Below are 26948 nucleotides of genomic sequence, written 5' to 3'. Positions count from 1 at the left end.
GTGCGTATCCGCCTCATCGTACGTCTGCCGGGGACGATCGGACCTCTTCTGGCCGGCTGCGAGGCGCCTGCGGATCCCCTAAGCCGTCGCACCGGAGCGCTTCACACGTCGCTGTCTCGCTGCCCGTGCGGCCGGGCAGCGCCAGAAGTTCCGCATTCGGCACAACTCTCGAGCCTTCGGTCACGAATCCCTTGTGTGAGCGTTTGCCGCAGACCTCAGGTCGGGGCGTCGGACCAGCCCCTGAACGTCCGGGCTCTGCGGCAGGCACCGGACATCGTCCAGGGAGAGACCTCATGGGACCCGATCCGCTCGACCTGACGGCGACCCCCGTCGCTGTGGCCCCGGCGCCTGTCGACGAGATCGACCGGGAGGCGGACGAGGTCGACCGGGAGGCGGTCGAGGGTGTTCTGAGCCGGCTCATGGCGGAGGTCGCCCAGCTGGAATCCGTGCCGCCGGACGGCGACTTCTTCCACGAACTGGGAGCGGACTCGCTGCTCATGGCGCACTTCTGCGCCAGGGTGAGGAAGCAGCCCGGAATGCCACCGGTGTCCATGAAGGACGTGTACCAGCATCCGACGATCCGGAGCCTGAGCGCGGCCCTGATGGAACCGGCCGCCACGCGCCCGAACGACGCCCCGGAGACGACGGACAAGGCGACTGTCATCGCGCCCGTTCGTGAGAGGCCCGCCACGGTCTCCGCCGGGCTGGGCCGACCGCGCGTCGTTCTCTGCGGCCTGTTTCAACTGCTGAGCTTTCTCGGCTACGCGCTCCTCATCGCGGCCATCGTCACGCGTGGGTACACATGGATCGCGGCGGGCCACGGCCCGGTCGACGACTACCTGCGCTCCCTGGTCTTCGGCGCTGTCGTGCTCGTGACGCTGTGCGCCCTCCCCATCGCGGCGAAGTGGCTGCTCATCGGGCGGTGGAAGCCGGGGCTGATCCGTGTCTGGAGCCTCGGCTACATGCGGTTCTGGCTGGTCAAGACACTGGTGCGCGCGAACCCGCTGGTGCTGACGGTGGGGAGTCCGCTCTACTCGCTCTACCTGCGCGCGCTCGGTGCGCACGTGGGCCGCGGCGTCACCGTCCTGTCCCGCAGCGTGCCCGTCTGCACCGACCTCCTCTCCATCGGCGACCACACCGTCGTCCGCAAGGACGCGCTGATCAGCTGCTACCGCGCCCGCGACTCCCTGATCGAGACCGGTCCCGTCACCCTCGGCCGGAATGTCGTCGTCAGCGAGGCGACGGTCCTCGACATCCGGACGACGATGGGTGACCACTCCCAGCTCGGGCACGCCTCGTCGCTCCATGCCGGGCAGTCGGTTCCCGCCGGTCAGCGCTGGCACGGGTCACCGGCACAGCCTTCCGACAGCGACTTCCAGGGCGTCGAGGCGACCCGCTGCGGCCGTGTCCGGCGCGCCGTGCACGGAAGCGGGCAGATCCTCTTCGCCACGGCGGTCGCCGCGCCCCTGGCCGTCGGCGGGCTGGACGCCATCCTCTCCAAGACCCCGCAGGTGGCGGCGGTACTGGAACCAGGGTCGGCGGCCCTCTCCGGCCTCGGCTTCTACACGGGCCTGCTCGCCGTCACGGCCCTCGTGTTCTTCGGCTCGATTCCGGTCGCCCTGCTGGTCCTGGCCGCGGTGTCGCGTCTGGCCGGCAGGCTCGTCGTCCCGGGCCGCGTGTACCCGCTCTACGGGTTCCACCACGCGATCCACCGGCTGTCGACGATCCTGACCAACCGCAGGAGCCTGACCCGGCTCTTCGGCGACAGCACAGCCGTCGTGCACTACCTGCGCTGGCTCGGGTACGACCTCTCCCGGGTGGAGCAGACCGGTTCGAACTTCGGGACGGTCGTCAAGCACGAAAGTCCCCTGATGAGCCACATAGGCAGGGGGACGATGGTCGCCGACGGCCTCTCGCTCATGAACGCGGACTACTCCAGTACATCCTTCCGCCTGTCCCCCACCCGTATCGGGGCTCACAACTTTCTCGGCAATGTGATCACCTACCCCACGCGTGGGCGGACCGGAGACAACTGTCTGCTGGCCACCAAGGTCATGGTGCCGGTCGACGGGCCGATCCGGGAGAACGTCGGCCTGCTGGGTTCCCCCAGCTTCGAGATCCCGCGCTCGGTGCTCCGCGACAGCTCGTTCGACGACATCCGCAGCGGTGACGAGCTGCGCCTCCGCCTCGCGGCGAAGAACCGCCACAACGCGATGACCATGGCCTGGTACCTGATCAGTGCGTGGTTCTACTTCTTCCTCGTCACGCTGCTCTTCGTCGGCGCGGCGGACCTGTACGGGTCGGCGGGCGTGTGGGCGTTCGCCCTGGCCAACGCGGTCCTGCTGCCGTTCACGATCGCCTACTACGTGCTGGTCGAGCGGATCGTCACCCTGTTCGCCCCGCTCGGGCCGTTGTTCTGCTCGATCTACGACGTGCGGTTCTGGAGGCGCGAGCGGTACTGGAAGGTCCCCTCCGAGGCGTATCTCCGGATCCTGAACGGCACACCGTTCAAGAACGTCGTCTGGCGGCTGCTGGGAGTGGGCGTCGGCAGGGGTGTCTTCGACGACGGCTGCAGCCTCCCCGAACGGTCCATGGTGACCATCGGCGACGGCTGCACGCTCAACGCGGGCAGTGTCGTTCAGTGCCACTCGCAGGAGGACGGTGCCTTCAAGTCGGAGCCGAGCGAGGTGGGACCGGGGAGCACGCTGAGCGTCGGCGCGTTCGTCCACTACGGCGTGGCCATCGGGGCGCGCGTGCTCCTGGAGACCGACTCCTTCCTGATGAAGGGCGAATCGGTACCTGACGGCAGCCGGTGGGCGGGAAACCCCGCCCGCCCGATGGACGACCTTGAGAACGGAGGCGGGTTCCGATGACGGTCACACGTGACGCGCTGCCCGAGGGCACGCCCTCCGCGACCGGATGGACCACGATTCCCCGCTGGACCACGGCTCCGGGCGCGGGCGTGGACGACCGGGCGGACGACCTCCCGGACGGCATGGCGATCAGGCTGCGGGAGCAGGCGACGGAGCTCGGCGTGCCGATGTCGGCGCTCCATCTCGCAGCGCACGCCAAGGTCCTCGCGGCACTCTCCGGAGATCGTGTGGTGACCGTCGCCCGTCTGACGGCGCCGGGACGGTACCTGCCGTGCCGGTTGGCCGTCGCTCCAGGCAGTTGGCGGGACCTCGTCCGTGCTGCCGCGCGTGCGGAAGAGCTGCTCGGAGACGGCGAAGTCCTCCGACCGACGGACACGCCCGGTACGAGCCCCCAGCACCGCCCCGACGTTCTCTTCGATCCGGACGGCCACGAGGGTCTGAACGGACACGGGCCGGCCCTCCTGTCCGGTGCGATCCTGTGCGTCACCTTGCGGCAGGACGCCCGCCGGCCCGTACTCGCGTCGCGCTTCCGTACGGACGCGCTCGACGGCGACGCCGTGGCGCGGATCGCCTCGTACCACGTCAACGCCCTCCGCTGCATGATCGCCGACCCGGGCGCTCGCCACGACACCCAGTGTCTGCTCTCGGACTCGGAGATCCGGTTCCAGGTCGACGGCCTCGCCGGGCCGCGCAGGCCGCTGCCGGACGCGAGGTTCCACGAACTGTTCGAGGAGCGCGCCCGCCGGCACCCGGACAGGGTCGCCGCGGTGCATCGCGGGCGACGGTGGACCTACCGTGACCTGAACCTGCGGGCCAATCGCCTCGCACGCGCCCTGCTCGACCAGGGGGTGAAGCCCGAGGAGACCGTCGCCGTGGTGCTCCCGCGCGACCTGTACTGGATGGCCGGCGTCCTCGCGATCTTCAAGGCGGGCGGCACCTATCTGCCCGTCGACCCCGACTACCCGCCTGACCGCATCGCCACGATGCTGCGGCGCGCCGCCTGCCGTTTCGTCCTCACCGAGCCCGGCAGCACCGGGCACCTGGGGCAGGCGCTTCAGCCGCCGGGCGAGCCGGCTGTCGTCGACGCCTCCTGCGTCGCGGAGAGCGGGGGCGACGGTGGTGACCTCGGAATCCCCGTACCGGCCGATGGCCTCGCGTACGTCTTCTTCACGTCAGGGTCGACCGGCGAGCCCAAGGGCGCGATGGTCGAGCACGCCGGCATGCTCAACCATCTGCTGGCCAAGACCGAGGATCTGCGCATCGGCGCGGGATCTGTCGTGGCGCAGACGGCGTCGCAGTGCTTCGACATCTCCCTCTGGCAGCTGCTCGCCGCCACGCTGGTGGGCGGACGGACGCTGCTGGTGGAACAGGAAGCGGTCCTGGACGTCCACCGCGTCCTCGACCTCCTCGACGAGGAGCGGGTCAGCGTGCTCCAGGTCGTGCCCTCCTATCTCGACGTCATGGCCTCGGCCCTGGAGCGCGCGCCTCGCACGCTGCCTGCGCTGGAGCGCGTGTCGGTGACCGGCGAGGCGCTGCGGACCGAACTGGTGAGACGGTGGTTCCGCGTCCAGCCCGGCATCGGCCTCGTCAACGCCTACGGGCTGACCGAGACGTCCGACGACACCCATCACGACGTGATGCACGCCGTACCCCGGGACGGCCGGGTCACCCTCGGGCGACCGATCCACAACGTGCGCGCCTACGTGGTGGACGACCATCTCATGCCCGTCCCCCTCGGGGCTCCCGGGACCATCGCCTTCTCCGGCATCTGCGTGGGGCGAGGCTACGTGAACGACCCGGACCGTACGGCCGAGTGCTACCGGCCCGATCCTCACCGGCCCGGAGAGCGTCTGTACCTCGGAGGAGATGTCGGCCGCCTGCTGCCCGACGGAAGGCTCGAGTTCCTGGGGCGCCGCGACGCGCAGGTCAAGATCCGGGGATTCCGGGTGGAGATCGGCGACGTCGAGGCCGCTCTGCTGCGGGTGCCAGGAGTACGCGACGGCGCAGTCGTGGCCACCGGACAGCCGGGACAGGGCCGGCAGCTGGTCGCCTTCCACAGCGGCGACCCTGATCTCGGCTCCGACCGCCTGCGTGACCTGCTGGGCGACCTGCTGCCCGCCTACATGGTGCCGTCCCTGTGCCACAGGCTGGATCCTCTTCCCCTGACTCCGAACGGAAAGACGGACCGCACAGCGCTCAGCTCCCTCGCCGAAGCGTTCGCACCCGGTGACACGCGTGGCGACGCTCCCCGTCCGGGGACCGAGGAACGACTGGCCGGGATATGGGCGGCGGTGCTCGGCATGCGGCCTTCCGCGATCGGGCGGAGCGACGGGTTCTTCGACCTCGGCGGCACCTCCCTGACGGCCGTACAACTCGCCGTGGCACTGGACCGGGTCGTGTCGCTGCGCGATCTGACGGCGGCTCCCACGCTGTCGGCCCTTGCCGCCCTGATCGACGACCGCACCGGGGGTGACCGATCCGCCGACGGCCGCGTCGACGCGGAGACCGCCTGAACGCACGACCCATCTCAGGAGACCGACATGAGGACCACACTCTTCCCACGGCACGCCGCACCGGCACCGCCCGCCCTGCCGGAGATCGAGAGCACGGCGGGAGACGCGGGAGCGGCCGCGTGGGCGGCGGAACACCACGCCGACGTGCTCGCCGCCGTCGCCGAGCACGGGGCAGCCGTCGTCACCGGCCTCGGTCTGCGCACCGTCCCCGACGTCGTGGCCGTGCTCGCGAAGCTGCACCTGCACCCGGCGCGGGAGACCGAGGGCTTCGCCCACCGCACTCCCTACGCCGACGGCGTCTACTCGTCCGCCGCCTGGCCGCCCCAGCGGCCCATGTGCATGCACCACGAGCTGAGCTACGCGGGGCAGTATCCCGGGCTCCTGTGCTTCGCCTGCCTGGAAGCCCCCACCGCGGGCGGAGCGACCGCGCTTGCCGACGCCGCCGCCGTGCTCGAAGCCCTGCCCGCGGACGAGGTGGCTCGCTTCGAGGAGGAGGGCTGGATTCTCACCCGGGCGTACCACGACGAGATCGGTGCCAGTCTCTCGCAGGCGTTCGGCACCGACGACGCCGGCGCGATCGACGCCTACTGCCGGAGCAACGGCATCGACACGGACTGGCAGCCGGACGGGTCGCTGCGCACCCGGCAGCACCGCAGCGCCGTCGTGCGGCATCCGGTCACCGGTCGACGCTGCTGGTTCAACCAGATCGCCTTCCTCAACCAGTGGACGATGGATCCGGAGGTACGTGAGTTCCTCGTCGAGGAGTACGGCCTCGACGGGCTGCCGTTCAACACCCGCTACGGCGGCGGCGACCCCATCTCAGCCGACACGGTCGAGACGATCAACAGGGTGTACGAGGCCCACACGGTCCGACGGCCGTGGCGGGCCGGCGACCTGATGCTGGTCGACAACATCCGTACCGCGCACAGCAGGGAGTCCTACGAGGGACCCCGCCAGGTCGTGGTGGCGATGGCCGATCCGAAGCGCCAGGCGCCGCCCGCCGCGGAGACCAGGAGCGCAGCGTCATGAACGCCGTCCAGCCGCTGTCCGATCGCACCCGGCCCGTGGAGGCCGTCTCGGTCCCGCCGTTCGCCGTCGTCCCCGGGCGGCAGGTCAAGCAGGTCCTCGACGGCAGGGAACCGACGGTGAGGGACATCGTCGAGTCGGCCTACCACCTGCACTCCGCGGGACGTACGGTGAACCCCGCCTCGACGTTCCTGCGCTTCCCCGACCGGTCGACAGCGCGCATCATCGCCCTGCCCGCGTCGCTGGCCGGTGACTCCCGTGTCGACGGACTCAAGTGGATCTCCAGCTTCCCCGAGAACGTCAGGTCGGGCATCCCCCGGGCCTCCGCGGTCCTCATCCTCAACGACCCGGCGACCGGCTACCCCGTCGCCTGCATGGAGAGTTCCGTCATCAGCGCGGCCCGGACGGCGGCGTCCGCCGCTGCCGCGGCGGACTGGCTCAGCCGAGGCCGCCCGCGGGCCAGGCGTATCGGATTCATCGGTACGGGCCTCATCGCACGCTACATCCACACCTACCTCCGCAGGACCGGCTGGTCGTTCACCGACATCGGCCTTCACGACCGCTCCCACGAGAGCGCCGCGGGATTCCGGCTCTACCTGGAGCAGTCCGGCGCCGACGGAGACATCACCGTTCACACCGACCCCGAACAACTCGTGCGTAACAGCGATCTGCTGGTCTTCGCCACCGTGGCGGCCACCCCGCACATCAACGCGCCCTCCTGGTTCGACCACCACCCGGTGGTCCTCCATGTCTCCCTGCGCGACCTCGCCCCGCCCGTCCTGCTGTCCGCCACCAACATCGTCGACGACCCGGACCACTGCCTGCGCGCCCAGACGTCCCCGCACCTCACCGAGCGACTGACCGGCAACAGGGACTTCGTCCGCGGCACCCTGGCCGATGTGATGGCCGGCCGGGTGTCCGTGCCGCCGGACGCGACCGTCGTCTTCTCGCCGTTCGGTCTCGGCGTCCTCGACCTCGCGGTGGGCAAGTACGTCTACGACCGGCTGGCGCAGTCCGGCGAACTCGCCATCGTCGAGGACTTCTTCGACGAACTGGGCCGGTTCGGATGAGAGACCCCCCGAGGCCTCAGCCGCCCGGCCTTCGAGCCCGAAGAGGAGAGCACCGTGCCCGTCATCACCGCACCCCACGACTTCAACGAAGACGATCTCTTCGTGGACCTCATGCCGACGCTCGGCCGACCGCTCTTCCTGAAGTGCGAGGGCTTCAACTTCGCCGGCTCCATCAAGGTCAAGGCCGCCGCCGAGATGGTCGCCTCGGCCGAACGAAGAGGCGTTCTCACCCCTGAGTCGATTCTGGTCGAGTCCTCCTCCGGCAACCTCGGCGTGGCACTCAGCGTCATCGCCGCGAGCAAGGGCTACGCGTTCGTCTGCGTCACCGACTCGCGATGCAACCTCACCACGCGTCTGATGATGGAAGCACTCGGCGCGCACGTGCACATCGTGTCGGACAACAGCGAGGGCACGCTGCTGGCCGCCAGACTCAACACCGTCCGCGACCTGTGCGCTTCCGACCCCCGCTACACCTGGCTGAGCCAGTACACCAACCCGGACAACTGGAAGGCTCACTACCTCCGGACCGCGCCCGCGATCGCCCAGGCCTTCCCCCGTATCGACGTCCTGTTCGTCGGTGTCGGCACCACAGGCACTCTGATGGGCTGCGCGCGGTACTTCCGGACCTGGAACCGGCCCGTGCGCATCGTCGCCGTGGACACCGTCGGATCGGCGATCTTCGGCGACCGCCCGGGGCGTCGGATGATTCCCGGACTCGGCATGAGCATGCGACCGCCCCTCCTCGACCCGAGCTACGTCGACGAGGTGGTACGGGTGGAGGAGTCCGAGACGATCCGCACCTGCCGGGCCATGGCCACGCGTGGGTTCCTCTTCGGGGGTTCCACCGGGACGGTCGTCAGCGGTGCGACGGGATGGCTCGACGCGCACCGCGAGGAGGACCTCACCTGTGTGGCGATCTCCCCCGACCTCGGCGAGCGTTATCTCGACACCGTCTACCAGTCGAACTGGGTGCAGGCCCTCTACGGCGAGGGCGTCCTGGACACGGATGCTCCGGCTACAGCGGGGACGGGCTCGTAGTCCAGCCCTCACCTCGCGCCCAAGGTCCGAGCGCCCTCCCGGCGCTGGTGGTCCGTCATGCCTCGTGGAGGACGACGGACCACCACCGCTGTCGTCCGCGGCAGCGGACGCCTCGGGGACGACGGAACCTCCGGATGGCTCCTGTGTACGGCAGCGGGCCGTCCATCGCCCCTCGTGGTCCGAATACCTGCCGAGAGCCCGGATCCACGAGAGAGGCGAACACCATGGTCACCTTGGCGTTGATCGGGTTGCTGGGCGGGCTCATCACCGCGGTGTCGCCCTGCATCCTGCCCGTACTCCCCGTCGTGTTCCTCGCGGGTGGACCGAGCACGGACGCCCCCGCACCGCGCCGACCCTCACTCGTCGGCGCGAGCGGCGCGCCGGCCGACGGCACGCACCCCGGCGAACCGCCGTCCGCCGCCCGGCCCCCGCGCAACCGCCGCCCCTACGCCGTCGTCGCCGGGCTCGTCCTCAGCTTCGCGTTCTTCACCCTGCTCGGCGTGACGATCATCTCCGCCCTCGGCCTTCCCCAGGACATCCTCCGGTACGTCGGACTGGCCCTGCTCGTCCTGATCGGCCTCGGCCTGATCCTCCCGCCCGTCGAGCGGATCCTGGAGAAGCCCTTCGCCCGCATCCCGCAGCGGCAGGTCAACAAGGAGGGCAGCGCCTTCGCCCTCGGTCTCGGCCTGGGCCTCCTCTACGTTCCCTGCGCCGGACCGGTCCTCGCCGCGATCACCATCGCGGGAGCGCGCGGCGAGATCAGCGCCGACATCGTCGTCCTCACCGCGGCGTTCGCCCTCGGCACCGCGATCCCGCTCCTGCTCTTCGCCCTCGCCGGACGGCGCGTCGCCGAACGCGTGGCCGCCTTCCGCACCCGCGCCCGCAAGCTCCGCGTGATCTCGGGCATCCTCATGATCGCGCTCGCCTTCGCCCTCGCGTTCGACGTCACCACCGCCCTGCAACGCGCCCTGCCCGACTACACCCGTGCCGCGCAGCGCACCGTGGAGGACAGCGACGCCGCCCGCCGGCAGCTGTCCGGCCTCTACGACGACTCCAACAAGGAACTGTCACGCTGCGAGGACGGCGTCGACGAACTCCGCACCTGCGGCCAGGCGCCGCCCCTGGCCGGAATCTCCACCTGGATCAACACCGCGGGCGGGAGTCCCGTCGACCTCGCCGCTCTCCGGGGCCGGGTGGTCCTGATCGACTTCTGGACCTACTCCTGCATCAACTGCCAGCGCAGCATCCCCCACATCAAGGACTGGGATCGCGCCTACCGCGACAAGGGCCTCACCGTCCTCGGCGTCCACTCACCGGAGTTCGCCTTCGAGAAGAGCCCGAAGAACGTCGCGGACCAGACCCGCAAGCTCGGCATCACCTACCCGGTCGCCCTCGACAACGAGCTCGACACCTGGGACAACTACCGCAACCGGTTCTGGCCGGCCAAGTACCTCATCGACGCTCGGGGAAACGTCCGCTACCTCACCTTCGGCGAAGGCCGTTACGCCCAGACGGAGAGCCTGATCCGGGACCTGCTGCGGCAGGCCGACCCGACAGTGGTCCTCCCGCCGCCCACCGACCAGGCCGACGACCGCCTGACCGCCGACCGCACGCCCGAGACGTACCTGAGCACCCACCGCATCCGCGGCTACGCCGGCACCCCCGAACTCGCCGAGGACAAGCCGGTCGCCTACGCCTACCCCGCCGACGGCGTCCGTCCGAACGAGATCGCCCTCGCCGGGACCTGGACCGCCGGCTACGAGCACTTCACCTCGGGCAAGGACGCCCGCCTCGCCCTGACCTACCACGCCCGCAACGCCAACCTCGTCCTCGCGGGCGAAGGCTCGGTCACCGTCCTTGTCGACGGCGCGCCGGCCCGGACGATCCGGGTCCACGGAACGCCGACCCTCTACCGGCTGACGGACCACGACGAGGCCCGCGACACACGCCTCGAACTCCGTCTCACACCCGGGCTCCAGGCCTTCGCCTTCACCTACGGCTGACGAACGCGGCCCAGCGCCCCGGCGGCCTCCGGCACGACCTCGCTCGTGCGGAATCAGGTGCGGACGAGACGCGCGGCGCCGAAGGAGACGTCGAACCGGTCGCACCAGATGCTCACGCTGGTGTACGCCGACCAGTCGAGGTCCGCGGGGAGCTGGTAGTTCTGGTCGCCCTTGTTCCCCTTGAGCTTGGCGAGGTTGACGTACTGCCCCTCGTCGAAGACGAACCAGCCGGCCCTGCCCTCCTTCACCGGCGCGTCGCTCAGCCTCACCCTGAGGTCGGGGCCGTTGCTCGTCTCCAGCCCCTCGAAGCGCAGCGTGTGGCTGCCGTCCGCCAGGCGGACGATCTTCACGGCTCCGGACGTCGCGTGCTCGTGGCTGATGAACGTGCCGTGTGCGACGGTCACGGGGGCCGTCGGCACCCGGGGCGACGACTCACCCGCCGACGCCGTCCGCGGTGCGGCCGAAGGCAGTGCCTCGTCGACGGTCTTGTCCACCCACAGCGCCCAGGGTCTGAACCACACCAGCCCCGCCACGACGAACGCCACGGCCACCGCGCCGGCCGCCGCCCACCTCTGCCTGTTCATGACGCGCCCCACGACGCACCTCCTTCGTTCTCCCGCCCCACCGGCTCATCCAAGCGAGGGTGCCCGGCCGGGGGAAGCCCGGCCCCGATGACGAAAGCCTTACGGCGTGGCGGCACAGGGCCGGACCCGACCGCCGAGCCGCCGTGCCGCCGTGCCGCCGTGCCGCCGACGTGGGCTCGACGCCGACGCGGAGCCTCCACCGGGATGACGGAAGTCTTACGGCGCGGCGCGCACGTCACCGTGAGGCGGTGCCCGTTTGTAGCGTCACGCCCATGCGCGTACTCGTCACAGGCGGAGCCGGTTTCGTCGGCTCGCACATCGTCACATCGCTCCTGCTGTCCGGCCACGAGCCGGTGGTCATGGACGCACTGCTGCCCAGCGCCCACCCCTCCGCTCCGGACCCGCAGGGCGTCGAGTTCCTGCGCGCGGACGTGCGGGAGCCCGCGAGCGTACACGCGACGCTACGCGGGGTCGACGCGGTCTGCCACCAGGCCGCCATGGTCGGCCTGGGAAAGGACTTCGCGGACGCCCCCGCGTACGTCGGCTGCAACGACCTCGGCACCGCCGTCCTGCTGGCCGGGATGGCGGAGGCGGGCGTGCGGCGGCTCCTCCTCGCCGGGTCGATGGTCGTGTACGGGGAGGGGCGGTACGAGTGTCTCCGGCACGGACGCGTCCGGCCGGGCCCGCGCTGCCCCGAGGACCTCGCGGCGGGGCGTTTCGAGCCGCGCTGTCCCGCGTGCGGCTGCGCGCTCGCGCCCGGTCTGGTGGGTGAGGACACGCCTGCCGACCCCCGCAACGTGTACGCGGCGACCAAGCTCGCGCAGGAGCACCTGGCCGCGGCCTGGGCTCGTGCCGTGGGCGGAACGGCGGTCTCGCTGCGCTACCACAACGTGTACGGGCCCGGCATGCCCCGTGACACCCCCTACGCCGGTGTGGCGTCCCTGTTCCGGTCGGCGCTCGCCCGCGGCGAAGCGCCCCGCGTCTTCGAGGACGGCGGGCAGCGGCGGGACTTCGTCCACGTCAGGGACGTGGCGGCGGCCAACGTCCTCGCGCTGGAGGCCTCCGACAGTCGTCCGAGCGGCGCTCTCACCACGTACAACACCGGCAGCGGTGACCCCCACACGGTCGGTGAGATGGCGGCGGCGCTGGCCCGGGCGCACGGCGGGCCCCCGCCGGTGGTGACGGGCGAGTTCCGGCTCGGCGACGTCCGCCACATCACGGCGGACTCGTCCCGACTGCGGCGGGACCTGGGCTGGTGCCCGCGGGTCGGCTTCGCCGAAGGGATGGCGGAGTTCGCTCACGCCGGGCAACGCGCCTCGGCGGCCGTCGGGGGGTGACCCGGCCGACTCTCGACGGCGCCGCACCCTCAGCCGGCGGCTGTCGGCAGGCTGACCTCGAAGCGGCACCCGCCGGGCACGTTCCGCACCTCGGCGCGGCCTGCATGGGCCTCGACGATGCCGCGGACGATGGCGAGGCCGAGCCCGGCACCGGCGGGCGGGGTGCGGGCCTCGGCGCCGCGCCAGCCGGTGTCGAAGACGCGCGGCAGATCCTCCGCCGGGATGCCTCCGCAGCCGTCGGTGACGGACACGACGACGGCCCCTTCGCGGCGTTCGGCCGCGACCGCGACGGTGCCGTCCGCGGGTGTGTGGCGGATGGCGTTGACGAGGAGGTTGGCGAGGACGCGGGTCATCTCCTTGCCGTCGACCTCGACGGGTACGGCCGCGACGTCCTCCCCCACCAGACGGACCCCGTGCTCGCGGGCGAGCGGGTCCGCGCCGCTCAGGGCGTCGCCGACCAGGTCGTACACCGACATCCGGCTGGGGCTGAGGGTCAGTGCACCGGCGTGGATGCGGGAGAGCTCGAAGAGGTCGGTGACCATGCCGGTGAGCCGGTCGACCTCGGTACGGATCTGGCGGTGGTAGCGGCCGGGGTCGGCGGCCATGCCGTCCTCCAGGGCCTCCGCCATCGCACGCAGACCGGCCAGCGGGGTGCGCAGATCGTGCGAGATCCAGGCGACGAGCTCTCGTCGGGACGCTTCCAGGGCGCGCTCCCGGCGCCGGGAGGCATCCAGTCTCGCGCTGGTCGACGCCAGTTCGCGGGTGAGGGCGGCGAGTTCGGCGGTGACGGTGCCCGCGGGGGCGCAGAAACCGCCCCCTTCGCCGAAGTCCCGCGCCGCCCGTGTCAGCGCCCGGCTGCGGGCCACCACCCACCGGCCCAGCACGAGTGCGGTGGCCATGGAGACGAGCGCGGCCATCGCGACGACGACGGTCACCACCCACAGGTCGTGCGCGGACAGGAACATCGCCTGGGCGACCGCGAGCGTCCCGGCGAGCATCGCCGTCACGGTCACGGCCGCGACGACGGCCAGCGAGACCGCGACCGAGCGGTGCCGTACCAGTCGGAGCACGACCGCCCCGGCGAGCCCGGCACCGGCGGCGCCCACGAGCGCGAACACGGCGATGAGCAGGACGTCGTTCATGCGGAGGTGTCCTTCGCGAGGGTCGGTTCGAAGCGGTAGCCGACGCCCCACACCGTCTGGATCAGCGCGGGCGTGGCCGGGTCGTCCTCGATCTTGGCGCGGAGGCGGCGGATGTGCACGGTGACGGTGGACAGGTCGCCGAAGTCCCAACCCCACACGTGCCGCATCAGCTCCTCCCTGCTGTGCGCCGTGCCGGGATGCTCCATGAGATACGCCAGGAGATCGAACTCCCGGAGGGTGAGGGGGAGTTCGTTGTCGGCGCGGTGGGCCCTGCGGGTGGCCGGGTCGACCGTCAGGTCCCCGGCTCGGAGTACGGCCCGAGGGGCGCCGGGGGCCACGGCACGGGAGCGCCGGAGCACGGACCCGACGCGCAGCACGAGTTCGCGCGGGCTGAACGGTTTGGTGACGTAGTCGTCGGCGCCTTCCTCCAGCCCCGTGATCCGGTCCTCCTCGTCACCGCGGGCGGTGAGCATGACGACCGGCACCGGGCCCGCGGCCCGCAGCCGCCTGCAGACCTCGAGTCCGTCCAGGCCCGGCAGCATCAGGTCGAGCACGACGAGGTCGGGCCGGCGTTCGCCCGTCCGCCGCAGGGCGTCGAGGCCGTCGGCCGCGTGTTCCACGTCGAAACCCGCCCGCTCCAGGTAGCCGGTGACGACCTCGGCGACCGTCGGGTCGTCGTCCACCACCAGGATCCGGCCCCGGTGCGCGGGGACGCTGCGCTCGTTCATGCCGCACAGCCTCGCACCCGCTCCCGCACTCCGGCCACGGCCACCCGGGCAGACGTCGCACGGCGTCCGCGTTTCGTAAGGACTTCCGGGCCCCCGGAACGCTCTGTGATTCCTACGGTGAGAGGTGTGACCCCGATGACCGTAGATGTCGTTCTTCCCTGTCTCGACGAGGCCGAGGCCCTGCCCTGGGTCCTGGCCCGCATCCCTCCCGGCTGGCGGGCGATCGTCGTGGACAACGGCTCCACCGACGGTTCCGCCGCGCTCGCGGCCGAACTCGGCGCCACCGTCGTCCACGAGCCCCGACGCGGCTTCGGCGCCGCCTGCCACGCCGGGCTGCTCGCTTCAGAAGCCGAGTTCGTCTGCTTCTGCGACTGCGACGCCTCGCTCGACCCGGGCCTGCTGCCCGGTCTGGTGCGTCGCGTCGCCGACGGCTCCGCCGACCTCGTCCTGGGCCGCCGCCGCCCGACCGGCGCGGGCGCCTGGCCGGCGCACGCACGGGCCGGGAACCTCGCTCTGTCCTGGCTGTTGCGCCGCCGTACCGGACTGCGGCTGCGTGACCTCGGGCCCCTGCGCGCCGCCCGGCGCGAGGAGCTCCTCGCCCTCGGCCTGTCCGACCGGCGCAGCGGCTATCCGCTCCAGATGGTCGTCCGGGCCGCCGACGCGGGCTGGCGCGTCGAGGAGGCCGACGTGCCCTACCGGCCCCGGACGGGCCGGTCCAAGGTCACCGGCACCTGGAAGGGCACGTGGCAGGCCGTGCACGACATGCGCAGAGTGCTCGACGAACCGGCGCCGGTAGGCGGTGGCCGGCCGTGACCACGCTTCTCGTCATCGCCAAGCAGCCGCTGCCGGGCAGGGTGAAGACCCGGCTCACTCCCCCGTTCTCCCCCGGCGAGGCCGCCGCCCTCGCCGGGGCGGCACTCACCGACACCCTCACCGCCGCCGCACTCGTCCCCGCGGACAGACACGTGCTGGTCCTCGACGGAGAGCCGGGCCCCTGGCTCCCGTCGGGCTACGAGGTCGTCCCCCAGGTGACGGGCGGGCTCGACGTCCGGCTCGCGGCCGCGTTCTCCGCCTGCGACGGTCCGGCACTGCTCATCGGCATGGACACCCCGCAGGTGACCCCGGGGCTGCTCACGCCCGCGCTGTGCTGGGACACGTACGACGCCTGGTTCGGAGCGGCCGCGGACGGCGGGTTCTGGGCCCTGGGCCTCGCCGTCCCCGACCCCGTGCTCCTGCTCGGCGTCCCGATGTCGCGACCCGACACCGGTGCCGTTCAGCACGGGCGACTGCGCGCGGCCGGGCTGCGGATCGGCACCCTGCCCGTACTGCGGGACGTGGACGACGCCGACGACGCCCGGCAGGTGGCCCGCCAGGCTCCCGGCACGCGCTTCGCCGCCCTGCACGCCGCTCTCACCGGCACGCCGGCGGGAGCACGCGCATGACCTCGACGACGACCTGGCGCGCCGACCCGTACACCGACGCCCTGCGGACCGGACGAGGACCGCTGTTCCTGCGCCGCGACGATGGCTGGCTCCTGCCGCTGGAGGTCGAGCGCTGGTGCCGGGCACCCGACCTCGCCGACCGCTCCGTCCTGGCGCGGTGCCGGGGCGCGGTCCTGGACGTCGGCTGCGGCCCGGGGCGCCTCGTCGCCGCGCTGGCCGCGGAAGGACACCGGGTGCTGGGCGTCGACATCAGCCCGGAAGCGGTCGTGCACACCGTTCGGCTCGGCGGGTCGGCACTGTGCCGCTCCGTCTTCGAGCCCCTGCCGAGCGAAGGCCGCTGGGGTACGGCCCTGCTGATCGACGGCAACATCGGCATCGGCGGCGACCCCACCGCGCTGCTCCGCAGGCTGCGGCCGGTCGTGTCCCCCGGCGGCCGGGTCATCGTCGAATGCGTGCCTACGGACGTCGACGAGCGGTGCGAGGTGCGGGTCGACGACGGCCGCGGCGGGCAGGGCGAGCTCTTCCCCTGGGCCCGCGTCGGCATGCGTGCGCTGGCCGAGCAGGCGGCTGCGGCCGGCTGGACGCTGTCCGAACGGTGGAGCCTGACAGGTCGCCACTTCGCCGTACTGACCTCTCAGTACGCCGTCCTGACCGGTCAGTCGCAGCCTTGACCTCTCAGTCGCCGTGCTGACCCCTCAGTCGTCGTCCGAGCCCCGCTGAGGGCGGGCCCGCCACCGCCGTACGAGGATCGCCGCCGCCGCCACCGTCGCCACGACAGCGAGGACGATGACGAGGTTCCGTCCGTACGGCAAAGGCAGGGCCGACGGGTTCGGCGGCGCTCCCGGGCGGACCAGCAGCGGCAGCGTGACCAGGGTCAGACTGCCCGCCACGATCAACGCGCCGCGTAGTACGCCCCGTTCGGCCCGCCCGACGAGCAGCAGACCGACGGCGAGGACGAGCGGGGCGATGATCCCGTCGTGCAGGACGACCGCGCCCGCCAGCCACACCACCACGCCCACCGGGTCCGCTTGGACCGCCACTCTCCAGGCCCCGATGCCGATCAGGGCGATTCCCAGCCCGCCGACCCCGTATCGGAGCACGCTCGCGTTCCTCACAGAACCTCCAGTCGGTGCACCCACTTGGTCTGCAGCACCCCGGGCCGGTTCGGAGCGATGATCCGGGCCGGGAATCCGTGGTCGAGTGAGAGGGGCCGGCCGTTGAGGCCGAGCGCGAGAAGGGTGAGCGGGTCCTCCACGTACTCCGCGCCCATGTCCATCACCCGATAGGAGCCGCTCACCTCCAGGGAGGTGACGCGTACGGCGTCCCGTCCCGGCCGTCCGCCCGCCCGCTCCACCAGGTCCCGTACCCGTACGCCTGCCCAGTCCGCGGCGACGCTCCAGCCCTCGACGCAGGCGATCGGCAGGCGCACCGCGCTGCGGGGCATCGCCAGCAGATCGTCGAGGGTGAGAGCGTACGGGCGGGGTCCGGCGACCTCGAGACGCCAGGTCCGGAGTCCCCGCTCCGATACACCGGCCGCGGCGGCGGTCCGGTTCACCGGCAGCCCTTGCGGACCGTGGTCCGGGTGCCGGGGCGCGAGCAGGTCGAACGTCTTCAGCGGCGTGAAGGACTGCCCGACCGTCGTCAGCGTGACCACGCCGACGGCCGCGCCCGTACCGAGGAGGAGGGAGCGCCGGTCGACGGCCGATTCGGCGGGCAGTACGAGCGTCCCCGGCGAGCGCCGCCCCCAATGCGCCGCGATCTCGGGGGCCTTGACCGCGATGTGCAGGAGGATCGAGCCGGCCACGATCCAGGCCACGGCGAAGTGCACCGGCACGAACGAGAACGGCCACGGATACCACTCGACGATGTTGAGCAGCCCGGTCAGCAGCTGGAACACCGCCGAGGCCACCAGGAGCGCGACGGACAGCCGCTCCAGCGCGTGCCGGACGGACCGCACCGGCGGCCACACGAACAACCTCGGGTACACGGCCCACAGCTTGACCAGGAGCAGCACGATCGCCGCGAGCCCCGTGGCGACGTGGAGTCCCTGCGTCAGCCGGTAGCCCCACGAGGGCCGGGCGGGCAGGTGGTCGGCGAGCCAGTCGGGCGGGTGCTGGAGGTAGTGGCTGACGAGTCCGGTCGCGAAGCAGACCGCGAAGGCCACGCCGAGCCAGCGCCCGACGGCCGTCGCCGTTCGCGCGTCGTGCAGACCCACGGTGAAGGTGGGCGGCCGGATGCCGGACCGGGCGGGACGCGGGTGCCTGGGAAGGCGAAAGGTCATGACGTCCATGACACCGCCGCGGGTGGCGGTACGGACGGTTCGACACCTTACGAAACCCGAACGCCTCGACGGGTCGCCCGTCGCACGGACGCGAGCGCTGCCAGGCTGCGCCCATGTCTCGCGCCCGTCCGCTCGCCGTCACCGTGCTCCTGCTCGCGGCCCTCACCGTCGCCCTGGCCCTGCTGCTGCGCGGCGACGCGCTCGGGGTGGGCCTCCTGGCGGGGTACGCGGGATGCTGGGCGCTGTTCGCCGCAGCCGCGGTGTCCCTGCGCCGGGTCCCGGCGCGCGCAGTGGTCCCCCTGATTCTGGCGGGGGCGGTGGCGGTGACCGCCACCGGACTCGTGGCGGCGCCCCGTACGAGTACGGACTCCTACCGGTACGCGTGGGACGGCCGGGTGCAGGCGGCCGGCATCTCCCCGTACGACCACGCACCCGCCGATGCGGCCCTGGCCCAGCTTCGCGACGAGTGGCTCTTCCCGGACCCCGTCGCCTGCGCGCACGGCCGCGACCTCTTCCCCCTGGCCCACGACGCCTGCACCCGCATCAACCGGCCGACCGTGCACACGATCTACCCGCCCGTCGCCGAGGGCTGGTTCCTCCTGGTCCACGCGGTCGGGCCGGCCGACGCCCGCCACAAGGCACTCCAGACCGGCGCCGCGGCCCTCTCCCTCGCGGTGACCTGCCTGCTCGTCGCCTTCCTGCGCCGACGGGGCGATCCGCGGCGCGCCGCCCTCTGGGCCTGGTGCCCGGCCGTTCCCGTCGAAGCCGTCAACAACGCCCACGCCGACGTCCTCGCCGTCCTGTTCTCGGTCGCCGCCCTCGCCGTCGCCTCGCGTCGGCGCGTCACCGGGGGCGTCCTGCTCGGGCTCGCGATCGCCACGAAGCTGCTGCCCGCCGTCCTGCTCCCGGGCGCGCTCTCCGGAGCGCGCCGGCCAGGGACGATTCTGGCGGTCGTGGGTCCGGCACTGGCGGTCGTCGGGGTGCTCTACCTCCCGTACGTCCTGCTCTCCGACGGCTCCGTCCTCGGCTACCTGGGCGGCTACGCGCAGGAGGAGGGGTACGACGACGCGGGGGCCGGCGGCCGGTACGCCCTGCTGCGCCTCGTGCTGCCCGACGCGTGGGCCCTCCCCGCCGTCCTGCTCGTCATGACGGCGGTGTCGCTGGCGGTCTGGTGGCACGGTGACGCCGAACGCCCGTGGCGGGGAGCCCTGTTCACCACCGGGACGGCCTTCCTCCTCATGACTCCCGGCTACTCCTGGTACGCACTCCTGCTGGTCGCCCTCGTCGCGCTGGACGGCCGGTGGGAATGGCTGGGGATCGCCCTGGCCGGGGCGGTCGCCTATGTCGCGGGACCGGTGATCGGCGCCGGGTGGGTGACCGGAGCGTACGGAGCCTCAGCTCTGGCGGCGGGCGCGGGGTGGTGGGCACGACGGAGAGGGGGCCGGCCGGCGGTCGAGTGGGACGACGGCGGAGACGATCGCCCGCTCAGCACCTCACGCCGGGCAGTCGACCCCGAAGGATCCCTCCGTCACGGGTCTTAATCGAACGCGCTGTGAGGACAACGCCACTAGGGTGCTGCGGAGTTGACCAACGGAGGAGATCACTGTGCGAGCGACGCACCGGCACGTCACGCAGCTGGCTCTCGTGGCCGTGCTGACCGGATTGGCGGGCTGTTCCGGTAGCGCGTCGGGGTCGGACACGGACGCCGGGGCCCCGGGTGCGGCCTCCGGCGCCAAGGCTCCGGCCGCGGCGAAGCCGAAGGCGTTCGATCCTCCGGCGACGTTCGGCAAGGAGATCGCGCTGCCCGTGGACGAGGACGTCAAGGACTGGGGGTTCGCCCTGCGCGGACCCAGGCTGTACCACCGGACCTCCGAGGCCCTCGACGCCTACGACACCCACTCCGGACAGAAGCTCTGGTCGTCCCCCCTCGGCTGTAAGAACTGGTACACCGGCAAGGAGGGCCAGCCGAGCGACGACCAGAGCATCCCACCGGTCTTCGCCCAGCAGGACGGCCACACGGGCGTCCTGTTCGCGTACGCCGACTACACGAAGGGCTCGGGCACCGAGCGCGACCGGACCGACGTCTACCTGCGTTCCGTCGACGCGGACAGCGGCAAGGTGTCCTGGACGGTCCGGCTGCCCGCGCCGAAGGGGGCGACCGTCGGCGACCTGGAGCCGGCGGTGATCGGCGCCGAGGACGGAACGGCGGCGGTCAGGGTCCTCACCAGCACGGACGATTCCGATTCCGGCAGTGACGGCGGCCAGAGTGCCACCACCTATGCCGTCGACCTGACGAGCCACCAGGTGACGTGGCAGAAGGACGGCTTCGCGGGCGGCGTGCTGGACGGCGGCGTCGTCATCGGCGCCCGGCTCGGCGAGGAAGCGACCTTCCAGGCGATCGACGGCTGGCACTCCCCGTCGGAGGACCTCGCCCTCACGGGCCTCGCCCTCACGGACGGCTCCCCGCGCTGGGAGCAGGGCGGCCGCACCGGCGTGGAGGTCGAGCAGGTGGGAGGCGGCTTCTTCGTCGCGGGCTCGCTGCGCGACAGCCGTACGGGCGAGCCCGTCGCCGGCTCTCCGAACGGCAGCTTCAGCCACTGCTTCCACGACCGGCGGTCCGTGGTCGTCTGCGACACCAAGGAGACCGCACGGGGCATCGACGCGCAGAGCCGCAAGGTGCTCTGGACGATCTCCGAGGACGACCCCGCGCGGAAGAAGCCCGAGGTCCACAACGCCTTCCACGGTGCCGTCTACGCCACCGCCGACGCCGACGGCGTCATCCTCGACGCCCGCACGGGCAAGGACCGCGGCCTCTACGACGGCGCGAGCACGTACGCGATCAACGAGTACGCCGCGGTGGGCATCGACATGAACGTGTACCCCGCGACCGGGTGACGTGCGGCCGCGGTCGAACTGCGGCCACGGTCGCCCGTCGAGCTGTGGCCACGGTCGAACGGCGGCCACGTCGAACTGCGGCCGACGCGCCCATCTGTCTCATTTTCGCGTCCGTATGGTGGACAGCGGCTCGCGGTCGGGCAATCCGGCACCCTAGTCTGGCCGCGCAGCTGGTTCGCCCCGTCCGCCAGGCGGGATGCGTCGTAAGAGGGAACCCGGTGGGAATCCGGGACTGCCCCGCAGCGGTGAGCGGGAACGACCGCCGTCATACGCACTGGGACCGGACAACGGTCCTGGGAAGCGACGGCCAGTAGGTGCCCTCCGGTCATGCCCGGAGAGCGTGCCCGCGAGTCCGAAGACCTGCCCGTTGCCCGCACGCGGACGATTCCGCGCGCGGACATTCCGGTGACCTCGTGGGCGGGTCGGCGTACACAGCGAGCGGCATGCGCGGAGTTCTCCCGTCACATGATCCGCGCGTTCTGTCGTTCCCTTCGCGTCCGCGTCCCGTCGTCCGGGATGTTTCTGGACACATCTCGCGAAGGAGAGTTCCGTGACAGCGAAGCCCGCGGCCGCGGCAGCACGAGCCACCGTGTACGGCTACCCCCGACAGGGTCGGAACCGCGAACTGAAGAAGGCCGTCGAGGGCTACTGGAAGGGCCGTGTCACCGCCGACGCCCTCCGGAGCACCGCCGCCGACCTGCGTCGTGCGAACTGGCGGCAGCTGGCCGACGCCGGCATCGACGAGGTGCCGACGGGTGACTTCTCGTACTACGACCACGTCCTGGACACCAGTGTCATGGTCGGCGCGGTCCCCGCGCGCCACCGCGCCGCCGTCGAGGCGGACGCGCTCGACGGGTACTTCGCGATGGCCCGCGGCACTCAGGACGTCGCACCGCTCGAGATGACCAAGTGGTTCGACACCAACTACCACTACCTGGTGCCCGAACTGGGACCCGACACCGTCTTCGGCGCCGACTCCGCCAAGCAGGTCGCCGAGCTGAGGGAAGCCCTCGCCCTGGGTCTGACCGCCCGCCCGGTCCTCGTCGGCCCCGTCACCTACCTCCTCCTCGCCAAGCCCGCCCCCGGCGTGGCCGCCGACTTCGACCCGCTGACCCTCCTCGACCGGCTGCTCCCGGTCTACGCCGAGGTCCTCGCCGACCTGCGCGCGGCGGGCGCCGAGTGGGTCCAGCTGGACGAGCCCGCCCTCGTCCAGGACCGCACCCCGGCCGACCTGAACGCCGCCGCCCGCGCCTACCGCGATCTCGGAGCGCTCTCCGACCGGCCCAGGCTGCTCGTCGCCTCCTACTTCGACCGGCTCGGCGACGCCCTCCAGGTGCTCGCCTCGGCCCCCGTGGACGGCCTCGCCCTCGACTTCACCGAGCGCGCCGCCGCCAACCTCGACGACCTCGCCGCGGTCGGCGGACTGCCCGGCAAGCGCCTGGTCGCGGGCGTCGTCAACGGCCGCAACATCTGGATCAACGACTACCAGAAGTCCCTGGCCACCCTCGCCACCCTGCTCGGTCTCGCCGACCGGGTCGACGTGGCCGCGTCCTGCTCGCTCCTGCACGTCCCGCTGGACGCGGCCGCCGAGGGCGACATCGACCCGCAGGTCCGGCGCTGGCTCGCCTTCGCGCGGCAGAAGACCGCCGAGGTCGTCACCCTCGCCAAGGGTCTGGCGAACGGCACCGACGCGATCAGCGCCGAACTGGCCGCCAACCGGGCCGACCTCGCCTCCCGCGCGAGCTCCGCCCTCACCCGCGACCCGGCCGTACGCGCCCGCACCGCCGCGATCACCGACGCTGACGGCCGCCGCTCCCAGCCGTACCCCGAGCGGGCCGCCGCCCAGCGCGCGCACCTCGGTCTGCCGCTGCTGCCGACGACCACGATCGGCTCGTTCCCGCAGACCGACGAACTCCGGGTGGCCCGCGCCGATCTGCGCGCCGGCCGCATCGACACGGCCGGCTACGAGGAGCGGATCAGGGACGAGATCCGCGAGGTCCTCTCCTTCCAGGAGCAGACCGGCGTCGACGTGCTCGTGCACGGCGAACCCGAACGCAACGACATGGTGCAGTACTTCGCCGAGCAGCTCACGGGCTACGTCGCCACGCAGCACGGCTGGGTCCAGTCGTACGGAACGCGCTACGTCCGGCCCCCGGTCCTGGCCGGGGACATCTCGCGCCCCGAACCGATGACGGTGCGCTGGACCACGTACGCGCAGGCGCAGACCAGCAAGCCGGTCAAGGGCATGCTCACCGGTCCGGTCACCATGCTCGCGTGGTCGTTCGTCCGCGACGACCAGCCGCTCGGCGACACGGCCCGCCAGGTGGCGCTGGCTCTGCGCGACGAGGTGAACGACCTGGAGGCGGCGGGCACCTCGGTCATCCAGGTCGACGAGCCCGCGCTCCGGGAGACCCTCCCGCTGCGCGCCGCGGACCACGCCGCCTACCTCGACTGGGCGACGGAGTCCTTCCGGCTCTCCACCAGCGGCGTCCGGCCCGACACCCAGATCCACACGCACATGTGCTACGCCGAGTTCGGCGACATCGTCCAGGCCATCGACGACCTCGACGCCGACGTCATCAGCCTGGAAGCCGCCCGTTCCCACATGCAGGTCGCCGGTGAACTCGCCGAGCACGGCTACCCGCGCGAGGCCGGTCCGGGTGTCTGGGACATCCACTCCCCCCGCGTCCCCAGCACGCAGGAGGCCGCCGCGCTGCTGCGCAAGGGCCTGGAGGCCATCCCCGCCGAGCGGCTCTGGGTCAACCCCGACTGCGGCCTCAAGACCCGCGGCTGGACCGAGACCCGGGCCTCCCTGGAGAACCTCGTCTCCGCCGCGCGCGAGGTCAGGGCGGGACTGACCGCCGACAACGGCTGACGCCCGCGGGCCCGGGCCGGACGCCTCGCCGTCCGGCCCGGGCGACCACGACCGGACAGCGGCATGGCCCGTTCCGGACACCTACCGCCACCATCTGATCTGCCAGGGGGAGAACTCGGGGTGAATCCGTTTCAGGCCCGTACGGGAGGACCACGGCCGTACGTCGACGAGGGCGTGGGCATCGTCGCCGGACTGCCCCACTGGGATCGGTGCGCGGTCATGGGGGTGGTGAACGTGACCCCCGACTCCTTCTCCGACGGCGGCCGCTGGTTCGATCCGACAGCGGCGGTGAAGCACGGTCTGGATCTCGTCGCGGAGGGCGCCGACCTGGTCGACGTCGGTGGCGAGTCGACCCGGCCCGGCGCCTCCCGGGTCGACGAGGACGAGGAACTGCGGCGCGTCATACCCGTCGTGCGCGCGCTCACGGCCGAAGGGGCGCTCGTGTCCGTCGACACCATGCGCGCATCGGTCGCCGCACGGGCGATCGACGCCGACGCGGTCCTCGTCAACGACGTCAGCGGGGGTCTGGCAGACCCCGGAATGGTCCCCGCCGTCGCGGCCGGCGGCGTCCCCTTCGTCGTCATGCACTGGCGCGGCTTCAGCCACGACATGAACCGACGAGCGGTGTACGGGGACGTGGTGCGCGAGGTCGTCGGGGAGATCGCCGCCCGGGTGGAGGCCGTGGTGGCCGCGGGCGTTCCCCGGGAGCGGCTCGTGGTGGACCCGGGGCTGGGATTCGCCAAGCGGCCGGAGCACGATCTCCGGCTGGTCGCCGGACTGGCCGAGCTGCGCGCGCTGGGCCGCCCCGTCCTGGTCGGCGGCTCGCGCAAGAGGTTCCTGGGCCACGTCCTGGCCGACGCGGACGGCACACCCCCCGACGCCACCGGCCGGGACGCCGCGACGGCCGCCCTCTCCGCGATCGTCGCCCACCGGGGCGCGTGGGCCGTCCGGGTCCATGACGTGCGCGCCACGGCGGACGCGGTCAGGGTCGCGCACGCCCTCGCGTCCGCTTCCTGACGGGCGGCCACGTCCGCCCGGGGGGCCGCTTCCTCTCCGCGCCGCGAGGAAGCTGAAGCCCCGCACCCTGGACGACGTCCTTGACTGCCTGGTCACGGTCGGCGGGCTCCTGGGCGTACGGGAGCGGGCCGAGCGGCGGCGCGAGGAGCTGCGCGACCGGCTGACCACGGTACGCGGGCTCACGGCGGGCCGCGCCCGGCCCCCGGATGGTGGCCGTCGAGTGGCTCGATCCGCTGTGGCCCGCGGGGCACCGGGTGCCCGAACAGATCACCTGCGCCGGCGGCGAACCGCTCCTCGCCGCTCCCGGTGAGCACACGAAGCCGATGTCGTGGGAGGCCGTCCGGGCCGCCCGCCCCGACGTCCTCCTGGTCCTGCCGTGCGGCTTCCCGCCCGAACGGACCGTGCGCGAGCGCGAGGTGCTCACCTCCCTCCCCGGTTGGGACGAGCTGCCGGCGGTACGGTCGGGCGCGGTGTGGGTGCTGGACGGGCCCTCGTACTTCAACCGGCCGTGCCCCCGGGTGGTGCGCGGCGCGGAGGTTCTGGCGCACGTCCTCCACGGGGTCGAGGCCGGAGAACCCGTGTCGACGGCCGAGGCCTTCCTGTTGCGCTGATCGTCGGGTCGGGCCGAAGGGTGGGCGACGGGTACGGGTACGGGACGAAAGCTCCGGGGACCAAGATCGGCCTGTGGTAGTTTGCCCGGGCCAGTCGCACCTCTGTACGTATCCATACGGTATGTGCACGGGTCAGGGAATCCGGTGGGAATCCGGAGCTGACGCGCAGCGGTGAGGGTGACGGGCGGAGCAACGACCACTGGGCCTCAAAGGGCCTGGGAAGGCGCGCCGTCCGGACGACCCCGAGTCCGAAGACCTGCTGGCAGCCCGGACGGCGACTGCCGACGTCCGGGACGCACCGTACGACAGGCTCCGCGCATGAGCCGTGACGCAGAGGACTCCTCACCGTGCCCTTCGCACATCCCGTCCGTTCCGCCGTGCTGCTCGTGGCCGGTTCCCTTCTCCTGGCCGGCTGCGGCGACGGCGGCCCGGCGGCCCCACCCGCGGCCAAGGGGTCCGGACCGGGCTTCCCGGTCGCCCTCGACAACTGCGGGCAGCGCGTCGAGGTCGACCACGCACCCCGCAGGGCCGTCGCCCTCGACCAGGGATCCGCCGAGATCCTGCTCTCGCTCGGGCTGGCGGACCGGATGGTGGGCACCGCCACCTGGACGGATCCGGTCCTGAAGGGACTCGAGAAGGCCAACGCGAAGGTCCCGCGGCTCGCGGACCGCTACCCGTCCTTCGAGAAGGTCCTCGACACCGAGCCCGACTTCGTCACCGCCTCCTTCCTGTACACCCTGGGCAAGGGCGGCGTGGCCCCACGGGAGCAGTTCGCCAAGCTCGGCGTCCCGGCCTACCTCTCCCCCACGGACTGCGTCGGCAAGGACAACAGCGGCGACGGCGACGGCGTACGGACCCGGCCGCTGACCATGGACACGGTGTACGGCGAGATCCGCGACCTGGCGAGGGTCTTCGACGTCCCGGAGAAGGGCGAGAAGCTCGTCGGAGAGCTCCGCGCCCGGGTGGAGAAGGCCAAGGCCGGCGCCGACTTCGGCGACGCGTCCGTCCTCTACTGGTTCTCCGACTCCCAGGGGCCGTACATGGCCGGCTGCTGCGGCGCGCCCGGCATCGTCAGCGGGACGCTCGGCGTGAAGAACGTCTTCGACGACACCAAGGAGGAGTGGCCGCAGATCAACTGGGAGACCGTCGCCGACCGCGACCCCGACGTGCTCGTGATCGCCGATCTGACCCGCAAGGCCCAGTCGGCCGAGAGCGCCGCGAAGAAGATCGAGTTCCTGGAATCCCATCCGGTCACCCGGAACATGACGGCCGTGCGGAAGCAGCGCTACGTGATCCTCAGCGGCCAGGCCATGAACCCCACGATCCGCACCGTCGAGGGCATCGAGAAGGTGGCCGCCGCCCTGCGGACGTACGGACTCGCGAAGTGACGCGGTCGGGTAAGGAAAGCGGGACGGCGGAGAGCACGAGCGGGACGGGTGGGACGAGCGGGGCGAGTGGGGCGGGCAGGACGAGTGGGCCTCTCCCCGGGCGGCACCTCCCCACCCCCTCCCGG

At 72.1% G+C, this 26948-nt stretch carries 21 protein-coding genes and 2 riboswitches; of the genes, 16 read left to right on the top strand and 5 right to left on the bottom strand.

Annotation, left to right across the window (positions count from 1 at the left end):
* Positions 1-293: 293 nt before the first annotated feature.
* The 6 genes from AMK27_RS11670 (at position 294) to AMK27_RS11645 (ending at position 10523) form a co-directional block, all read left to right on the top strand.
* Positions 294-2873: a Pls/PosA family non-ribosomal peptide synthetase gene (locus AMK27_RS11670; RefSeq protein ID WP_079188356.1), complete on the top strand. Its 2580-nt coding sequence runs from the start codon at positions 294-296 to the stop codon at positions 2871-2873.
* Complete coding sequence (locus AMK27_RS11665) at positions 2870-5386, top strand: non-ribosomal peptide synthetase (RefSeq protein WP_073905271.1); 2517 nt, start codon at positions 2870-2872, stop codon at positions 5384-5386. Before AMK27_RS11670 ends, AMK27_RS11665 begins: the two co-directional genes overlap by 4 nt.
* A gap of 27 nt (positions 5387-5413) precedes the next feature.
* A complete protein-coding gene (locus AMK27_RS41770) occupies positions 5414-6415 on the top strand; it encodes a TauD/TfdA family dioxygenase (RefSeq protein ID WP_107425532.1) in 1002 nt (333 codons plus the stop codon).
* Entirely contained in the window at positions 6412-7482 is a 1071-nt protein-coding gene (gene sbnB / locus AMK27_RS11655; protein WP_073905269.1) for a 2,3-diaminopropionate biosynthesis protein SbnB, read from the top strand. The genes AMK27_RS41770 and sbnB overlap by 4 nt, the downstream gene beginning before the upstream one ends.
* 54 nt (positions 7483-7536) lie before the next feature.
* Entirely contained in the window at positions 7537-8520 is a 984-nt protein-coding gene (gene sbnA, locus AMK27_RS11650) for a 2,3-diaminopropionate biosynthesis protein SbnA (RefSeq protein ID WP_073905267.1), read from the top strand.
* Between the two features lie 224 nt (positions 8521-8744).
* Positions 8745-10523, top strand: a complete 1779-nt coding sequence (locus tag AMK27_RS11645) for a cytochrome c biogenesis protein DipZ (protein WP_073905265.1) — start codon at positions 8745-8747, stop codon at positions 10521-10523.
* Positions 10524-10576: 53 nt separating this feature from the next.
* Here the strand turns inward: AMK27_RS11645 and AMK27_RS11640 are convergent, their stop codons facing one another.
* A complete protein-coding gene (locus AMK27_RS11640) occupies positions 10577-11107 on the bottom strand; it encodes a DM13 domain-containing protein (RefSeq protein WP_073906049.1) in 531 nt (176 codons plus the stop codon).
* 272 nt (positions 11108-11379) lie between these two features.
* Here AMK27_RS11640 and AMK27_RS11635 point away from each other — a divergent pair, with 272 nt between their 5' ends.
* On the top strand, positions 11380-12444 hold the full coding sequence (locus AMK27_RS11635) for an NAD-dependent epimerase/dehydratase family protein (protein ID WP_073905263.1): 1065 nt from the start codon (positions 11380-11382) through the stop codon (positions 12442-12444).
* 29 nt (positions 12445-12473) lie between these two features.
* Here AMK27_RS11635 and AMK27_RS11630 read toward each other — a convergent pair whose 3' ends face one another.
* Both AMK27_RS11630 and AMK27_RS11625 read right to left on the bottom strand, forming a co-directional pair.
* Entirely contained in the window at positions 12474-13586 is a 1113-nt protein-coding gene (locus AMK27_RS11630) for a sensor histidine kinase (protein ID WP_073905261.1), read from the bottom strand.
* On the bottom strand, positions 13583-14314 hold the full coding sequence (locus tag AMK27_RS11625) for a response regulator transcription factor (protein ID WP_073905259.1): 732 nt from the start codon (positions 14312-14314) through the stop codon (positions 13583-13585). The genes AMK27_RS11630 and AMK27_RS11625 overlap by 4 nt, the downstream gene beginning before the upstream one ends.
* Before the next feature lie 135 nt (positions 14315-14449).
* Here AMK27_RS11625 and AMK27_RS11620 point away from each other — a divergent pair, with 135 nt between their 5' ends.
* The 3 genes from AMK27_RS11620 to AMK27_RS11610 are packed head-to-tail and all read left to right on the top strand — an operon-like array spanning position 14450 to position 16427.
* A complete protein-coding gene (locus AMK27_RS11620) occupies positions 14450-15127 on the top strand; it encodes a glycosyltransferase family 2 protein (protein ID WP_073905257.1) in 678 nt (225 codons plus the stop codon).
* Positions 15124-15756: a TIGR04282 family arsenosugar biosynthesis glycosyltransferase gene (locus tag AMK27_RS11615; protein ID WP_073905256.1), complete on the top strand. Its 633-nt coding sequence runs from the start codon at positions 15124-15126 to the stop codon at positions 15754-15756. The genes AMK27_RS11620 and AMK27_RS11615 overlap by 4 nt, the downstream gene beginning before the upstream one ends.
* Positions 15753-16427 (top strand): class I SAM-dependent methyltransferase, encoded by a 675-nt coding sequence (locus AMK27_RS11610; protein ID WP_073905255.1) that lies wholly within the window; start codon positions 15753-15755, stop codon positions 16425-16427. Before AMK27_RS11615 ends, AMK27_RS11610 begins: the two co-directional genes overlap by 4 nt.
* 24 nt (positions 16428-16451) lie before the next feature.
* On the opposite strand, the gene AMK27_RS11605 is transcribed toward AMK27_RS11610, so the two are convergent.
* Positions 16452-16856: a hypothetical protein gene (locus AMK27_RS11605; RefSeq protein WP_241847429.1), complete on the bottom strand. Its 405-nt coding sequence runs from the start codon at positions 16854-16856 to the stop codon at positions 16452-16454.
* An 11-nt stretch (positions 16857-16867) separates the two neighbouring features.
* Complete coding sequence (locus tag AMK27_RS11600) at positions 16868-18037, bottom strand: molybdopterin-dependent oxidoreductase (RefSeq protein WP_107425553.1); 1170 nt, start codon at positions 18035-18037, stop codon at positions 16868-16870.
* Between the two features lie 113 nt (positions 18038-18150).
* Here AMK27_RS11600 and AMK27_RS11595 point away from each other — a divergent pair, with 113 nt between their 5' ends.
* The 6 genes from AMK27_RS11595 to AMK27_RS11570 all read left to right on the top strand — a co-directional run bounded on the left by AMK27_RS11595 (position 18151) and on the right by AMK27_RS11570 (position 26823).
* Positions 18151-19578: a glycosyltransferase family 87 protein gene (locus tag AMK27_RS11595; protein WP_079188355.1), complete on the top strand. Its 1428-nt coding sequence runs from the start codon at positions 18151-18153 to the stop codon at positions 19576-19578.
* Between the two features lie 64 nt (positions 19579-19642).
* The gene (locus AMK27_RS11590; RefSeq protein ID WP_073905252.1) at positions 19643-20932 is read left to right on the top strand and encodes a hypothetical protein; all 1290 of its coding nucleotides are present in this window, start codon (positions 19643-19645) and stop codon (positions 20930-20932) included.
* 154 nt (positions 20933-21086) lie between these two features.
* A riboswitch (cobalamin riboswitch) is annotated at positions 21087-21314 on the top strand.
* Between the two features lie 168 nt (positions 21315-21482).
* Complete coding sequence (gene metE, locus AMK27_RS11585; protein ID WP_073905251.1) at positions 21483-23807, top strand: 5-methyltetrahydropteroyltriglutamate--homocysteine S-methyltransferase; 2325 nt, start codon at positions 21483-21485, stop codon at positions 23805-23807.
* Between the two features lie 219 nt (positions 23808-24026).
* On the top strand, positions 24027-24824 hold the full coding sequence (folP, locus tag AMK27_RS11580; protein ID WP_241847468.1) for a dihydropteroate synthase: 798 nt from the start codon (positions 24027-24029) through the stop codon (positions 24822-24824).
* Positions 24825-25078: 254 nt separating this feature from the next.
* Positions 25079-25435, top strand: a complete 357-nt coding sequence (locus tag AMK27_RS43585; RefSeq protein ID WP_241847428.1) for an ABC transporter substrate-binding protein — start codon at positions 25079-25081, stop codon at positions 25433-25435.
* A gap of 76 nt (positions 25436-25511) precedes the next feature.
* Positions 25512-25713, top strand: a riboswitch (cobalamin riboswitch).
* A 69-nt stretch (positions 25714-25782) separates the two neighbouring features.
* On the top strand, positions 25783-26823 hold the full coding sequence (locus tag AMK27_RS11570; protein ID WP_073905249.1) for an ABC transporter substrate-binding protein: 1041 nt from the start codon (positions 25783-25785) through the stop codon (positions 26821-26823).
* Positions 26824-26948: the final 125 nt, after the last annotated feature.

This window comes from Streptomyces sp. CB02009 (assembly GCF_001905825.1).
Lineage (GTDB): Bacteria > Actinomycetota > Actinomycetes > Streptomycetales > Streptomycetaceae > Streptomyces.
This window is presented reverse-complemented; position numbering and strand designations above follow the sequence as displayed.

Bases quoted from the DNA above. Each gene is read 5' to 3' on its own strand.
- AMK27_RS11625 (WP_073905259.1), bottom strand. From the start codon at position 14,314: ATGAACGAGCGCAGCGTCCCCGCGCACCGGGGCCGGATCCTGGTGGTG.
- AMK27_RS11600 (WP_107425553.1), bottom strand. From the start codon at position 18,037: ATGACCTTTCGCCTTCCCAGGCACCCGCGTCCCGCCCGGTCCGGCATC.
- AMK27_RS11620 (WP_073905257.1), top strand. From the start codon at position 14,450: ATGACCGTAGATGTCGTTCTTCCCTGTCTCGACGAGGCCGAGGCCCTG.
- AMK27_RS41770 (WP_107425532.1), top strand. From the start codon at position 5,414: ATGAGGACCACACTCTTCCCACGGCACGCCGCACCGGCACCGCCCGCC.
- AMK27_RS11645 (WP_073905265.1), top strand. From the start codon at position 8,745: ATGGTCACCTTGGCGTTGATCGGGTTGCTGGGCGGGCTCATCACCGCG.
- sbnB (WP_073905269.1), top strand. From the start codon at position 6,412: ATGAACGCCGTCCAGCCGCTGTCCGATCGCACCCGGCCCGTGGAGGCC.
- AMK27_RS11630 (WP_073905261.1), bottom strand. From the start codon at position 13,586: ATGAACGACGTCCTGCTCATCGCCGTGTTCGCGCTCGTGGGCGCCGCC.
- AMK27_RS11595 (WP_079188355.1), top strand. From the start codon at position 18,151: ATGTCTCGCGCCCGTCCGCTCGCCGTCACCGTGCTCCTGCTCGCGGCC.
- folP (WP_241847468.1), top strand. From the start codon at position 24,027: ATGGGGGTGGTGAACGTGACCCCCGACTCCTTCTCCGACGGCGGCCGC.
- AMK27_RS11670 (WP_079188356.1), top strand. From the start codon at position 294: ATGGGACCCGATCCGCTCGACCTGACGGCGACCCCCGTCGCTGTGGCC.
- AMK27_RS11635 (WP_073905263.1), top strand. From the start codon at position 11,380: ATGCGCGTACTCGTCACAGGCGGAGCCGGTTTCGTCGGCTCGCACATC.
- AMK27_RS11640 (WP_073906049.1), bottom strand. From the start codon at position 11,107: ATGAACAGGCAGAGGTGGGCGGCGGCCGGCGCGGTGGCCGTGGCGTTC.
- AMK27_RS11610 (WP_073905255.1), top strand. From the start codon at position 15,753: ATGACCTCGACGACGACCTGGCGCGCCGACCCGTACACCGACGCCCTG.
- AMK27_RS11665 (WP_073905271.1), top strand. From the start codon at position 2,870: ATGACGGTCACACGTGACGCGCTGCCCGAGGGCACGCCCTCCGCGACC.